Source organism: Streptomyces sp. L7 (genome assembly GCF_050990935.1).
Lineage (GTDB): Bacteria > Actinomycetota > Actinomycetes > Actinomycetales > Microbacteriaceae > Leifsonia.
The window spans coordinates 624079-636331 of the sequence record NZ_CP194644.1 but is presented as its reverse complement, the minus strand read 5'-3'; the positions used below and the strand labels follow the sequence as shown (position 1 = coordinate 636331).

The following is a 12253-nucleotide window of genomic DNA, read 5'->3' as shown; positions in this document are numbered from 1 at the left end:
GCACCTCATCCATCAGGGCACCTCATCCATCGGTTCGCCCCCGTGCCGGTCGACGGCAGGTCCTCGGGCCACCGCCCGGTCGTGACGATCGAGCCGTCCCTGGCCACCAGCCGGGCGTCGGCGCCGAGGCCGCGCAGCCAGCCGGGAGCCCTCAGGCCGCGCACGATCGACGCCGTGCTCAGCGCGTTGGCGCGGACACAGGTCGCCGCGGCGACGGTGACGGACCGCCAGACGTCGTCGGCCGGGAGGCCGAAGCGCGGGTCGAGGATGTGGTGTCTGGCCTGCCCGTCGCTGCGCCAGCGCCGCTTCTGCGTGCTCGACGTGGCCACGCCCGCGCCGTTCGGGATCGCGATCTGCTGCGCCGGGTCGGACGGGAGGTCCTGTACGAGCACCTCCCAGAGCCGCTCGGTGGCGCCTGCGGTGGCGATGTCGCCGCCGAGCGAGACCAGGGCGTCCGCGCCGGTCTCCCCGCGATGCGGCGTGCGATGCGATCCGCGGCGTGCGCCTTCGCGGTCGCGCCGAGGTCGAGCCGGAGGTCGCCGGGCAGCGTCAGGATGCCCTCGTCGAGGGTCACGCGCTGCCATCCGGGCGTCCGCGGCCGGGCGACCGTCAGGGTGACTCCGTCGACGGGCAGTGAAGCGAAGTCGCGGTCGTAGCCGAGCCGGCTCAGGTCGCCGCCGAGGGTGGGATCGACGTCGCCGTCGGTGTCGACGGCCGCGGCGAGCGCGACCGCGACGAACTCGGCCAGGAGAGGACTCAGCTCGACGCCGCCGGCGGGACGATCTGACGCGTTGAGCCGGGAGAGCTCGCTGCCCGGCTCGAACCGGCTGGCGGCCGCTGTGATCGCGGCGAGCTCGTCGTCCGCGATCCTCCGCGCCTGCGTCAGTCTCTCGGGGTCGGAGACCACGATGCGGGCATCGACGCCCCAGACCGCGAAGTCGTCGTGGACCAGGTCAGGAGCCGCTGGAGAGGCCACTGGAACCACCGCCCTGGCTCTGCTGGATGCCGCTGCCGGAGGAGCCTGTGGAGGAGCCGGTGGAGGAGCCGGACGAGCCGGAGTCGTCGCCGTTGCCCCCGGTGCCGGCCGAGTCGTCGCCGGACGAGCCGTTGCCCGTGTTGCCGGTGCCCGCCGTCGTGGTCCCCGCGGTGCGGGCTGCCGTCGTGCCGGCGAAGAGGTAGCCGGAGAGGATGCCGGTGACCGCGAGGCTCGAGATGCCGATCGCCGTGGTGATCCCGACGGCAGTGCGCCGTCCCGCCGAACGAATGTCCATGACAGGCCCTCCAGCCCGCTCCCTCTGCGGACCGGCTGGATGCGACCTCCGGGGAGCTGATCACCAGCCTGCGCCCGGATTCTTTCCGCATCCTTAATCCGGGTGAGAACCGGTTATCGGGTCGCTGTGAATCCCCTTTGCGCGGTCAGGGCCGAACGCCCACCACGGCCTGGGCGAACCGGCGCACCCGCTCGCCGAGCCCGGCGATCTGCTCCTCGACCACGCGCTCGGAGTCGAAGCCGACGAACTGCGCCGGCGGCGTGCGCCGCACGTTCTCGGTGCACTCGAACGACGCGCAGACCAGTGCGCCGACGGTGTCGCCCTTGCGCCCGGCGTCCCCGGCCCGGCGCGCCGACCAGAAGTAGACGTCGCGGGTGACGTGGACGTCCTGGCACCAGCCGCACATGGTGGGCGCGTGCGAGCGCATGGAGGCCTCCGAGGCCCGCAGGACGATGCCGACCGGTCCGCTCCCGGTCGGGATGACGACGTAGCCGCGCTGCGGGAGCCGGGGGTCCCGCCAGCCGAGGTACTCGCGGCGGGACCAGTCCACCTCGTGCATCCCGGGCGGAAGGGGCAGGTCGGCGGCGTCGGCGCGCGAGCAGTTCACGAACGAGTCGCGCAGCTCCTGCGGGGTCAGAGTGTCCATGTCCACCTCCTGCGTCCCATGCTTGCACAGGTGGCTCGGGGCCGACCCCGGCGCACCGCTTGACCTTGACCCAGGGGGCACGGCTTAGCCTCCCGGCATGAGCACTCTCAGCAGCGTCACCGACGCCTCCTTCGCCTCCGACGTCCTCGCCGCGCCCGGTACGACCCTCGTGGAGTTCTGGGCGCCGTGGTGCGGCCCGTGCCGCGCGCTGACGCCGATCCTGGAGCGCATCGCGGACGAGCACGGCCTCCGCATCCTGCGCATCGACGCGGACGAGAACCCGCAGGCGTCCGCCGAGTACCGGGCGCTCTCGCTGCCGGTGACGAAGGTGTTCCAGGACGGCGTGGTCGTCAAGACGATCGTGGGCGCCAAGCCCAAGCCCGCGCTGGAGTTCGAGCTCGCGCCGTTCCTGAGCTGACGCCGGCCGGCCTGGGGCCGTCCGCTCAGGTCAGGTGGTCGAAGGCTCCGCTCACCCAGCCGATGTACCGCTCCGCCGACCGCCGCACGGCCTCCCGCGCGTCCACCGGGATGACGTTGCCCAGGTTGCCGTACATCCGGTCGAACGGCCTGTCGCAGACCAGGTCGGCGACGCGCCGCACCACGGCGGCCGAGAGCGGGATGTCGTTGGGGAAGCTCCGCTGGAACGTCACCCACTGCTGCGACGGCCCCGGGAAGACCGTGTCGCCGCTGAGCACGACTCCGCGGTCCCAGTGCACCACCGCGCTGCCCGGGAAGTGGCCGCCGACCGTGCGCAGCAGCACACCCGGCAGCACCTCCTCCTCACCGCTCCACTCCCGAATCGCCGGGTCCTCGCGCTGCACCCAGTGCCGGTCGGCCGCGTGGACGAGTACCGGCACGCCCCCAGCATCCGCGACCAGGAGGTCTGCGCGCCGAACATGTGCGGGTGGCTGGTGGCGATCACCGCGGCCCCGCCGAGGTCCTGCACCGCGGTCGCCGCGGCCTCGTCGACGTAGCCGGTGGGATCCCAGAGCAGGTTGCCGTCCGGCGTGCACAGCAGCAGGGCACGCTGTCCGATGCCGACCTTCGGCTCGCTGCTCAGCCCGTAGAGGCCGGGCTCCAGCTCCGTCACGGTCACCCGCTCGCCCTCGCGCTGCAGACGTTGCAGGGTGGTCCAGCGCTGGCCGGTCGGCGGGACGTACTGACGCTCGTCCTCGCAGATCGGGCAGGAGACCGGGGGCTCCTCCCCGCGTCCGTCACAATCGGGGTCGTCTCCACCGCGCACGTCGCGCACAACCAGTCGGCCATGCGGTCAGGTTACCCGGCGCCGCGGCCGCCGTCAGGGTCTGGCCGTACGGCCGCCCGCGCAATACCCTGTGCGGCATGGCGAATCAACCGGTGATCTTCATCCACGGCCTCTGGCTCCACGCGAGCAGCTGGCAGCCCTGGATCGAGCTCTTCACGGCGGAAGGCTACGCCCCCGTCGCTCCTCTGTGGCCCGGCGAGAAGGACACCGTGGCGGACACGCGTGCGCATCCCGACGACGTCGCGAACTTCGGCATCGACGAGGTCACGGAGCACTTCGCGAAGATCATCGAGGCGATGGACGTCCCGCCCGTGATCATCGGTCACTCCTTCGGCGGCCTCATCGCCGAGAAGCTGCTCGGCCAGGGCTACGGCAACGCCGGCGTCGGGATCGACCCGGCGCAGATCAAGGGTGTGCTGCCGCTGCCGTTCCGCCAGCTCAAGTCGTCGTTCCCGGTGCTCGACAACCCGGCGAACATCCACAAGGCGATCGCCCTGACCTTCGAGCAGTTCACGTTCGGCTTCGCGAACCAGCTCACCGACGAGGAGGCGAAGGAGCTGTACGACCGCTGGACCGTCCCCTCCACGGTGCGCCCCGTCTTCCAGGCGGCGGCGGCCAACTTCAGCCTCCACTCGCAGGCCGCCGTCGACACGAAGAACGAGGACCGCGGCCCGCTCCTGCTCATCGCGGGCGGCGAGGACAACACCGTCCCCGAGGTGACCACCGACGCGACGCTCAAGCTGTACCGCGACTCCAACGCCGTGACCGAGCTGATCACCTTCCGCGACCGCGGCCACTCACTCGTGATCGACCACGGCTGGCGCGACGTCGCGACCGAGATCCTGGTCTGGCTCGGGCAGCAGGGGCTGGAGGACTGAGCCCGGCCGGAATACCGCGCCGGCCGCACGACTTGCCCTCACTGTGAAACGCATCGGCTTCCTCAGCTTCGGCCACTACCAGGCCGTCCCCGGCTCCGTCGTGCGGACGGCCGCCGACGCCCTCCTGCAGACGATCGAGCTCGCGGTCGCGGCCGAGGAGGTGGGCGCCGACGGCGCGTACGTCCGGGTGCACCACTTCGCGCCGCAGCTCGCCTCGCCGTTCCCGCTGCTCGCGGCGATCGGTGCGCGCACCTCGCGGATCGAGATCGGCACCGGCGTCATCGACATGCGGTACGAGAACCCGCTGTACATGGCGGAGTCGGCCGCGGCCGCCGACCTGATCAGCGGCGAGCGCCTCCAGCTCGGCGTCAGCCGCGGGTCGCCGGAGACGGCGCTCGCCGGCTACGAGTCGTTCGGCTACGTGCCGGGCGAGGGCGAGTCCGACGCGGACATGGCCCGGCGGCACACCGCGATCTTCCGAGCGGCCATCGCCGGGGAGGCGATGGCGAACGCCGACCCGCGGATGACCGGGACGAGCGGCGGACTGTCCGTCCAGCCGCTGTCGCCGACCCTCCCCGACCGGATCTGGTGGGGTGCGGGCACCCGGGCGACCGCGGAGTGGACGGCCGAGCAGGGGATGAACCTGATGTCGTCCACGCTGCTCACGGAGGACACCGGCGAGGCGTTCGACAGGCTGCAGGCCGAGCAGATCCAGCGCTTCCGCGACACCTGGGCCGAGATGGGCTGGGAGCGCGAGCCGCGGGTGAGCGTCAGCCGCAGCATCATCCCGATCGTGGACGACGACTCGCGCCGGTACTTCGGCGCGCGGGCGCAAGTGGAGGGCCGCGACCAGGTCGGCCACCTCGACGGCGGGATCGCGCGATTCGGCCGCTCCTACATCGGCGAGCCGGAGAAGCTTGTCGCCGAGCTGGCGCAGGACGAGGCGGTGCGGATGGCGGACACCGTGCTGGTGACCGTGCCGAACCAGCTCGGGGTGGACTTCAACGCGCGGCTGCTGGAGGCCGTGGTCGGCGTGGGGCGCGAGCTGGGCTGGCGCGACTGAGCGTCGCGACGCGCCTCGCGACGAGCCCGCGTGTACCCCGAATGCGGCCCTGTGGGATCTCCGGGCGCATGAGAGGATCGCTGTGCGGTACACCCGAGTTCCGCAGCACAGGCCGTGACGGCATCGTCCGGTCCCACGGAAGGGGTGTGCTTTGCGAACTCGAGGATCGGGTGCTGGGATCATCGCGGCCGGGCTGGCGCTCGCCCTCGGCGCGGTCGGAATCGGGGCGGCCGGGCTCGCCGCCGCTCCGGCGAAGGCCGTGGCGCTGACCGGCGCGTCGACGCCGTCCGCCATCACGGGCATGTGGGCGTGGGGCAACCCGATCGACCCGTCCGTGGACCCGCGCGGCGACGGCGAGGCCGCGTTCGCTCCGAAGGCGCTGGCCGCTTTCGCCTCCGCACACAAGCTGCGCACCGTGTACCTCTCCGTGCCGTGGGCGGCCGACCAGGGCCCGTTCGGCCCGTGGCTGCGCTCAGCGGTCACCGCGCTGCACCGCGCCGGCGTGACCACGGTCGGCGCGCTCGGCGGAGACCCGGCCTGGGCGCAGCAGCCCGACCTCGCCGCCACCTGGACCACCGCGGCCCTGAAGGCCGCGCCCTTCGACGCGGTCCAGTTCGATGTCGAGCCGTGGGTGAACGCCACCGACGACCAGCTCCCCGGCATCGTGGACCAGCTTGCGATGCTGTACGACACCGCGGCGAGCGCCGCCGGGTCCGTGCCGGTCGGCGCCGACCTCCCGTGGTGGCTGGAGGCCAAACCCACCGCGGACGGAAACAGCACGCTGTTCCGGACGCTTCTCCCGCATGTGAAGTCGGTCGCCATCGTCGCCTTCTCCGACCATGCCGCGGGCGATGACGGGATCATCGCGCTGGCCCGTCCCGCGGCGACGGCGGCGGCGAACGCCCGGGTGCCGTTCAGCGTGGGCGTCGAGACCGACTCGCTCGAGGTGGCCGGCGGCCCGGCTGCGACCTTCGGCGACGACTCCGTGAGCGTGCTGGAGTCGCAGACAGCCCTGGTGCGGTCGGCGTTCGGCGGCCTCCAGGGCTACACGGGCGTCACGGTCGAGCACCTGCTCGCCTGGCAGACGCTGATCGCCCGCGGCTGACGCCCGAACGCGAGGCCGTCAGTCAGACCGCGTCGGCTGCCGCGTAGAGCGCGGTGACGTCGATCTTGCCCATCCGGAGCATGGCCGCGTTCACGCGCCCGGGACGCTCGCGGTCCGGGTCCTGCTGCAGCTCCAGCAGGGCGCGCGGCACGATCTGCCAGAGGAACGTTCTGACCTTCTGCATGCCGGTCATGGAAGCGGCGGGCGGTAGCGTAGCGGGATGGGCTACTCCAGTTTCATCGCGATCGGCGACAGTTTCACGGAAGGAGTCGGCGACGACCTCCCGGACGGCCGGCAGCGCGGCTGGGCGGACTTCGTCGCGCTCGGACTGGCGCTCGCCTCGCCGGAGCCGGTGCGCTACGCGAACCTGGCGATCCGCGGCCGCAAGCTCACCCCGATCCTCACCGAGCAGCTCGATCCCGCGATCGCCCAGCACCCGCAGCTCGTGAGTCTCAACGGCGGCGGCAACGACATCATGCGGCCGCGCGTCACCATCGCGTCGGTGGCGACGCAGCTGATGGACGCCGCCGACCGGGTGACCGCCTCCGGCAGCACGATGCTGCTGCTGAGCGGCGCGAACCCGAGCCGGCACCTGCCGATGGGCGGGCTGCTGCGCAAGCGCGGCGACGAGTTGGCGGTCGCGGTGCGCGCCCTGCTGCCCCGCGACGGCGTGCTCTTCGTCGACAACTGGGCCGACGAGACCCTCGAGGACATCCGCTACTGGTCGGCCGACCGCCTGCACCTCAACGCGTTGGGCCACGCCAAAGTGGCGAGCAACGTGCTGACGGCCCTCGGCGTGCCGGTGCCCGCCGAGTGGGGCGTGGACGAGGTGGAGTCCGCGCCGGCCGGTGAGTCCTCCCGGCGGACCGCGGACTACTACCGGCGCTACGTGTTGCCGTGGATCGGCCGGCGGCTCACCGGACGCTCGTCCGGCGACGGCCGCACCGCCAAGATCCCCGAGCTCACGGTCGTCGACCCCGCCTCCGCCCACCCCCTCTAACCACCGAACAGGGGTCGCAACACGCCGTTATGCCGCGTGGATAGCGGCGTGTTGCGACCCCCGTTCGGAATGGGATGGCGTCAGTCGTTGTCGCCGCCGGTGGTGTCGATGCGCGACGAGCGCTCGCCGCCGCCCCATCTCCACTCGGCGACCTCCGGGATGTCCTCACCGTGGTCGCGCGTGTACTGGCGGGCGTGCAGGCGGGCGTCCACCATCTCCTGCCGGAAGGCGGCCTCCCGTGCGGCGAGGCCCGGCACCCGGTCGAGCACGTCGATGACCAGGTGGTAGCGGTCGAGGTCGTTGAGCATGACCATGTCGAACGGCGTTGTCGTCGTGCCCTCCTCCTTGTAGCCGCGGACGTGGAGGTTGTCGTGACCGGCCCGGCGGTAGGTGAGCCGGTGGATCAGCCACGGGTAGCCGTGGTAGGCGAAGATCACCGGCTTGTCCGTCGTGAACAGCGCGTCGTACTCGCGGTCGTTCATGCCGTGCGGGTGCTCGCCCTCGCTCTGCAGGCGCATCAGGTCGACCACGTTCACGACCCGCACCGCCAGGTCCGGCAGCCGGCGGCGCAGGATGTCGGCCGCGGCCAGCACCTCCAGTGTCGGGATGTCGCCCGCGCAGCCCAGGACCACGTCCGGCTCCTCGCCCTCCCGCTCGGTCCCCGCCCAGTCGAAGACGCCGATGCCGCGCGTGCAGTGCGCGATCGCGTCGGGCATGCTCAGCCAGTTCGGCGACGGCTGCTTGCCCGCCACGACCACGTTCACGTAGTCGACCGAGCGGAGGCAGTGGTCGTAGGTCGACAGCAGGGTGTTCGCGTCGAACGGCAGGTAGACGCGGACGATGTCGGCCTTCTTGTTCATCACGTGGTCGATGAAACCCGGGTCCTGGTGCGAGGCGCCGTTGTGGTCCTGCCGCCAGACGTGCGAGCTGAGCAGGTAGTTGAGGGAGGCGATCGGCCTCCGCCACGGGATCGAGCGGGAGCCCTTCAGCCACTTCGCGTGCTGGTTGAACATCGAGTCCACGATGTGGATGAACGCCTCGTACGACGTGAGCACGCCGTGGCGTCCGGTCAGCAGGTACCCCTCGAGCCAGCCCTGGCACTGGTGCTCGCTCAGCATCTCCATCACCCGGCCGCTCGGCGCGAGGTGGTTGTCGGAGTCGATCGGCCAGTACTCGGCGTTCCACTGCTTTCCGGTGACCTCGAACACGTCCTGCAGCCGGTTGGAGGCCGTCTCGTCGGGGCCGAACAGCCGGAAGTCGTCGGGGTTCTCCGCCATCACGTCCCTCAGCCAGCCGCCGAGAACGCGGGTGGCCTCGGCCACCGTCTCCCCCGGCGCCGGCACGTCGACGGCGTAGTCGCGGAAGTCGGGCAGCCGCAGGTCCTGGCGCAGCAGTCCGCCGTTCGCCACCGGGTTCGCGCTCATCCTGTGCTCGCCCTCCGGCGCATGCGATGCGATCAGCGGGACAGGCGCGCCCGCCTCGTCGAACAGCTCCTCCGGGCGGTACGACAGCAGCCAGTCCTCCAGCAGCCGGGTGTGCGCCTCGGTGTCGCGGGCGTCGGCGAGCGGGACCTGGTGCGAGCGCCAGTTGTTCTCGGCGGGATGGCCTTCGATCTCGGCCGGGCAGGTCCAGCCCTTGGGGGTGCGGAGGATGAGCATCGGCCACGCGGGACGGTCGATCAGGTCGCCGGAGTCGGCAGCGGCCTTGATCTCGGCGATCCGGTCGAGGATCTCGTCCAGGGTCGCGGCCATACGCTTGTGCACCTCGCGCGGTTCCTCGCCGTCGAAGCCGCCCGATACGAGGTAGGGCGTGTAGCCGTAGCCGCGCATCAGCTCCAGCAGCTCGGTCTCCGGGATGCGCGCCAGCACGGTCGGATTGGCGATCTTGTAGCCGTTGAGGTGCAGGATCGGGAGGACGACGCCGTCGGACTTCGGGTTCAGGAACTTGTTCGAGTGCCACGCCGTCGCGAGCGGCCCGGTCTCGGCCTCCCCGTCGCCGACCACCGCGGCGACCAGCAGCTTCGGGTTGTCGAACGCGGCGCCGTAGGCGTGCGAGAGCGCATAGCCCAGCTCGCCGCCCTCGTGGATGCTGCCCGGCGTCTCGGGAGCCGCGTGCGACGGGATGCCGCCGGGGAAGGAGAACTGCCGGAACAGCTTCCGCAGGCCGTCCTCGCTCCGGTCGATGTCGCTGTAGATCTCGCTGTAGGTGCCGTCCAGGTACGCGCCGGCGACGACACCGGGGCCACCGTGGCCGGGGCCGGCGACGAAGATCGTGTCGAGGTCGCGCTGCCGGATCGCACGGTTCAGGTGCGCGTAGACGAAGTTCAGCCCAGGGGTGGTCCCCCAGTGCCCGAGCAGGCGCGGCTTGACGTCGTCGCGCGAGAGCGGGCGACGCAGCAGCGGGTTGTCGAGGAGGTAGATCTGGCCGACGGAGAGATAGTTGGCGGCCCGCCACCAGGCGTCGAGCTGATCGAGTTCTGCGTCCGAGAGAGCAGAGGCGGTGCGTGTGGATGCTGGGAGTTCGTTCGACGTCTCGCTCACGCGGGAATCCTACGAGCGGTCCGCTCCGAACAACAGGGGTGGAAACCTCGACGATCGCGACGCCGGCCGGCCCGGTGGTGGTGCGGCACACGCGGCGCACGAACCGGACCGCGACCATCCTCCTGCACGGGGCGGCCGGCTCGTGGACGACCTGGCTGCCGGCGATCGAGGCGGCCGGCGGCGCCGACGCGCTCGACGACCTGATCGTGCCCGACCTCCCCGGCTGGGGCGACTCCCCTGCCGACGTGAGCCGGCTCGACGCCGAGTCCCTCGCGCACGCGGTGGCAGTGACGGCGCGGGCGCTCGGCTACGGGCACTGGCAGGTGGTCGGCCACTCGCTCGGCGGGTTCGTCGCCCTGGAGCTCGCAGCCCAGGAGCCGGCCGCGACGGTGTCGGTGCTGCTCGTGTCCGCCACGACCCTGGGCGGCCGGGGCGACCGGCTGGGGCGGTTCGGACTGCTGCTGGCCTCCCCGGCCTGGCGCTCATGCTGGCCGGGATGCGGCTGCTCGCCGCTGCGGGAGCGGCGGCGGCGCCCTTCGTGCGGGCGCTCGACCGGCTCGGACTGCTCGCGCCGCTGGTGTCCCCGCTGTTCGCGATGCGCCAGCCGCTCACCGTCCACGAGCTCGCGCGCGATCTGCGGCCCTCCGCGTTCGTGCGCGCCGTCGCGTGCGCCCGGCGCTACCCGGCGGCCGAACGCTGGTCGCGGATCGTCTGTCCCGTCCTGTCCGTGCGCGGCGATCGCGATGTCTTCGTGTCCGCGGAGGACGACGCGGGGCTCGCCGCGATCATCCCGAGCTTCTCGGCGCTGACCCTGCCGCACACCGGACACTTCGGGCATGTGGAACGCCCGCGCGTGATCGCCGGCGCCCTCCACTCGCGCTAGCGTCGTCGATCCGCGCCGGGGTTGCCCGTGCGCGGTAGGTTCGTGGCATGACGGACGAGGTGGTCACGGAATCGGTCGGCGCGTCGACCTGGAACGACCTGCAGACTGTGTTCGGCACGAAGGGCGACCCCGCCGGGTGCTGGTGCCAGTGGTTCAAGCTGACCCGCTCCGACTGGGACGCCGCCACGCGCGAGGACACGCAGGCGCTGCTGCACGCGCAGGTGGAGGTCGGCTCGCCCGGCGTCATCGCCCGCATCGACGGCGAACCGGTCGGCTGGGCGGCGGTCGAGCCGTTCTCGGCCTACCCCGCGCTCGGCCGGTCGCCGATCACGCGGCGCCAGGAGGGCGACCCGGAGGACGCCTGGGCGGTCACCCGCTTCGTGGTCCGGCACGAGTACCGCAAGCGCGGCGTCGCCCGCGCCCTCCTCGCCGGCGCACTTCAGCACGCCAGGGAGCGCGGGGCGACGATCGTGGAGGGCTACCCGGTCGACCCGGGGGTGCGGCCCTCGCTCACGGCCGCCGAGCGATACCACGGCACCGTCTCGCTGTTCCGCGACGCTGGCTTCGATGTCGTCCGCCGGCCGAGCGCGACCCGCGCGATCATGCGGAGGACGCTGGAAAGCTGACCGCGCCGCCGCGACCCGCCCGGATGACTAAGCTCGGTCGGGTGAGTTCGCAGCGCAACCGGGTCGTCGTCGGAGCAGGCACCCAGGTCGCCACCGAGGTCAGCATCAACTTCGGCTCCTCCGTCGCCGGGCTGCTCATCCCGATCGTCGGCTCGCTCGTCGTGGTCGCAGTGCGCCAGCTCGTCACCGCGGTGTGCATCCTGCCGTTCTACCGCCCGAAGCGCGCGGAGCTGACCTGGACGCGGCTCTGGCCGGCGCTCGCGCTCGGAGTCGTGCTGGCCGCGATGAACCTCAGCTTCTACGAGGCCGTGGGCCGGCTCGGGCTCGGCATCGCAGCGACCATCGAGTTCCTCGGCCCGTTCGCGCTCGCGCTGGCGGGCTCCCGCAGACTGCTGGACGCCGGCTGCGCGGTCGCGGCGGCCGGCGGCGTGGTGCTCCTCACGGCGACAGAGGGCGCCATCGACCCGATCGGTGTGGTGCTCGCTTTGACGGCGGCGGCCTCGTGGGCGGCGTACATCCTGCTGACCCGGCGGGTGGCGACCCGGCTGCCCGGGCTGGAGGGCCTCAGCGTGGCGAGCGTGGTCGCGACGGTGCTCACGGTGCCGCTCGCGCTCGTCGTCGTCGACTACAGCAGCTTCGACTGGCGGGTCGCCGGCCTGCTCCTGACGGCGGGGATCCTCTCGTCGGCCGTGCCGTACAGCCTCGACACCTTCATCCTGCGGCGCATCACCCCGCGGCTCTACGCCGTCATCACCTCGTTCGGGCCGGTGATCGCGACCGTGTTCGGCGTGATCGTGCTCGGGGAGCGCTTCGCGTTCGTGCAGGTCATCGGCATCGTGATCGTGTGCCTCGCCGCCGGGGTGACGATCGCGACCCAGCGCGACCATCCCCGCTCCGCACTGGAGTCGACGGCCGAGACCATCCCCTGAGCGAACAACCTGACAGGACATGCCGGCTCGGGCACGCGTCTGACGGCG

At 72.0% G+C, this 12253-nt stretch carries 14 protein-coding genes and 2 pseudogenes; 9 read left to right on the top strand and 7 right to left on the bottom strand.

Annotation, left to right across the window (positions count from 1 at the left end):
* Nucleotides 1–5 precede the first annotated feature (5 nt).
* From ACR5MH_RS03165 to ACR5MH_RS03150, 4 genes and pseudogenes are all read right to left on the bottom strand, one after another.
* A complete protein-coding gene (locus ACR5MH_RS03165; RefSeq protein WP_431345929.1) occupies nucleotides 6–584 on the bottom strand; it encodes an FAD:protein FMN transferase in 579 nt (192 codons plus the stop codon).
* Nucleotides 533–907 (bottom strand): annotated as a pseudogene (locus tag ACR5MH_RS03160) (FAD:protein FMN transferase); the annotation flags it as partial. The pseudogene ACR5MH_RS03160 and the gene ACR5MH_RS03165, both read right to left, overlap by 52 nt.
* Nucleotides 908–953: 46 nt before the next feature.
* Nucleotides 954–1271 (bottom strand): hypothetical protein, encoded by a 318-nt coding sequence (locus ACR5MH_RS03155; RefSeq protein ID WP_431345928.1) that lies wholly within the window; start codon nucleotides 1269–1271, stop codon nucleotides 954–956.
* Nucleotides 1272–1416: 145 nt separating this feature from the next.
* Entirely contained in the window at nucleotides 1417–1917 is a 501-nt protein-coding gene (locus ACR5MH_RS03150; protein ID WP_431345927.1) for an FBP domain-containing protein, read from the bottom strand.
* Nucleotides 1918–2014: 97 nt separating this feature from the next.
* On the opposite strand from ACR5MH_RS03150, the gene ACR5MH_RS03145 reads away from it, so the two are divergent.
* On the top strand, nucleotides 2015–2335 hold the full coding sequence (locus ACR5MH_RS03145) for a thioredoxin family protein (RefSeq protein ID WP_431345926.1): 321 nt from the start codon (nucleotides 2015–2017) through the stop codon (nucleotides 2333–2335).
* Nucleotides 2336–2360: 25 nt separating this feature from the next.
* Here ACR5MH_RS03145 and ACR5MH_RS03140 read toward each other — a convergent pair whose 3' ends face one another.
* Complete coding sequence (locus tag ACR5MH_RS03140) at nucleotides 2361–2774, bottom strand: hypothetical protein (protein WP_433862271.1); 414 nt, start codon at nucleotides 2772–2774, stop codon at nucleotides 2361–2363.
* A 484-nt stretch (nucleotides 2775–3258) separates the two neighbouring features.
* Here ACR5MH_RS03140 and ACR5MH_RS03135 point away from each other — a divergent pair, with 484 nt between their 5' ends.
* The 3 genes from ACR5MH_RS03135 to ACR5MH_RS03125 all read left to right on the top strand — a co-directional run bounded on the left by ACR5MH_RS03135 (nucleotide 3259) and on the right by ACR5MH_RS03125 (nucleotide 6227).
* On the top strand, nucleotides 3259–4059 hold the full coding sequence (locus ACR5MH_RS03135; RefSeq protein ID WP_431345924.1) for an alpha/beta hydrolase: 801 nt from the start codon (nucleotides 3259–3261) through the stop codon (nucleotides 4057–4059).
* Nucleotides 4060–4102: 43 nt separating this feature from the next.
* Nucleotides 4103–5122: an LLM class flavin-dependent oxidoreductase gene (locus tag ACR5MH_RS03130; protein ID WP_431345923.1), complete on the top strand. Its 1020-nt coding sequence runs from the start codon at nucleotides 4103–4105 to the stop codon at nucleotides 5120–5122.
* 151 nt (nucleotides 5123–5273) lie between these two features.
* Nucleotides 5274–6227, top strand: coding sequence for a hypothetical protein (locus ACR5MH_RS03125; protein WP_431345922.1), 954 nt, complete (start codon nucleotides 5274–5276; stop codon nucleotides 6225–6227).
* Between the two features lie 22 nt (nucleotides 6228–6249).
* Here ACR5MH_RS03125 and ACR5MH_RS03120 read toward each other — a convergent pair whose 3' ends face one another.
* The gene (locus ACR5MH_RS03120; RefSeq protein ID WP_431345921.1) at nucleotides 6250–6411 is read right to left on the bottom strand and encodes a hypothetical protein; all 162 of its coding nucleotides are present in this window, start codon (nucleotides 6409–6411) and stop codon (nucleotides 6250–6252) included.
* A 36-nt stretch (nucleotides 6412–6447) separates the two neighbouring features.
* Between ACR5MH_RS03120 and ACR5MH_RS03115 the strand changes: the two genes are divergently transcribed.
* Nucleotides 6448–7227, top strand: a complete 780-nt coding sequence (locus tag ACR5MH_RS03115; RefSeq protein WP_431345920.1) for an SGNH/GDSL hydrolase family protein — start codon at nucleotides 6448–6450, stop codon at nucleotides 7225–7227.
* Nucleotides 7228–7307: 80 nt separating this feature from the next.
* Here the strand turns inward: ACR5MH_RS03115 and ACR5MH_RS03110 are convergent, their stop codons facing one another.
* Nucleotides 7308–9767: a phosphoketolase family protein gene (locus ACR5MH_RS03110; RefSeq protein ID WP_431345919.1), complete on the bottom strand. Its 2460-nt coding sequence runs from the start codon at nucleotides 9765–9767 to the stop codon at nucleotides 7308–7310.
* Here ACR5MH_RS03110 and ACR5MH_RS03105 point away from each other — a divergent pair.
* The 4 genes and pseudogenes from ACR5MH_RS03105 to ACR5MH_RS03090 form a co-directional block, all read left to right on the top strand.
* Nucleotides 9737–10186: pseudogene (locus tag ACR5MH_RS03105) on the top strand (alpha/beta fold hydrolase); the annotation flags it as partial. The gene ACR5MH_RS03110 and the pseudogene ACR5MH_RS03105 overlap by 31 nt on opposite strands.
* A 77-nt stretch (nucleotides 10187–10263) precedes the next feature.
* Entirely contained in the window at nucleotides 10264–10650 is a 387-nt protein-coding gene (locus ACR5MH_RS03100) for an alpha/beta fold hydrolase (protein ID WP_431346017.1), read from the top strand.
* Between the two features lie 47 nt (nucleotides 10651–10697).
* The gene (locus ACR5MH_RS03095; protein ID WP_433862270.1) at nucleotides 10698–11276 is read left to right on the top strand and encodes an N-acetyltransferase family protein; all 579 of its coding nucleotides are present in this window, start codon (nucleotides 10698–10700) and stop codon (nucleotides 11274–11276) included.
* A 41-nt stretch (nucleotides 11277–11317) separates the two neighbouring features.
* Entirely contained in the window at nucleotides 11318–12205 is an 888-nt protein-coding gene (locus ACR5MH_RS03090; RefSeq protein ID WP_431345917.1) for an EamA family transporter, read from the top strand.
* The last annotated feature ends 48 nt before the right edge of the window (nucleotides 12206–12253 follow it).

Excerpts from the sequence above, each read along its gene's own strand:
- ACR5MH_RS03150 (WP_431345927.1), bottom strand. The coding sequence starts at position 1,917 with ATGGACACTCTGACCCCGCAGGAGCTGCGCGACTCGTTCGTGAACTGC.
- ACR5MH_RS03135 (WP_431345924.1), top strand. The coding sequence starts at position 3,259 with ATGGCGAATCAACCGGTGATCTTCATCCACGGCCTCTGGCTCCACGCG.
- ACR5MH_RS03145 (WP_431345926.1), top strand. The coding sequence starts at position 2,015 with ATGAGCACTCTCAGCAGCGTCACCGACGCCTCCTTCGCCTCCGACGTC.
- ACR5MH_RS03165 (WP_431345929.1), bottom strand. The coding sequence starts at position 584 with ATGGCAGCGCGTGACCCTCGACGAGGGCATCCTGACGCTGCCCGGCGA.
- ACR5MH_RS03120 (WP_431345921.1), bottom strand. The coding sequence starts at position 6,411 with ATGCAGAAGGTCAGAACGTTCCTCTGGCAGATCGTGCCGCGCGCCCTG.
- ACR5MH_RS03100 (WP_431346017.1), top strand. The coding sequence starts at position 10,264 with ATGCGGCTGCTCGCCGCTGCGGGAGCGGCGGCGGCGCCCTTCGTGCGG.
- ACR5MH_RS03115 (WP_431345920.1), top strand. The coding sequence starts at position 6,448 with ATGGGCTACTCCAGTTTCATCGCGATCGGCGACAGTTTCACGGAAGGA.
- ACR5MH_RS03155 (WP_431345928.1), bottom strand. The coding sequence starts at position 1,271 with ATGGACATTCGTTCGGCGGGACGGCGCACTGCCGTCGGGATCACCACG.
- ACR5MH_RS03095 (WP_433862270.1), top strand. The coding sequence starts at position 10,698 with ATGACGGACGAGGTGGTCACGGAATCGGTCGGCGCGTCGACCTGGAAC.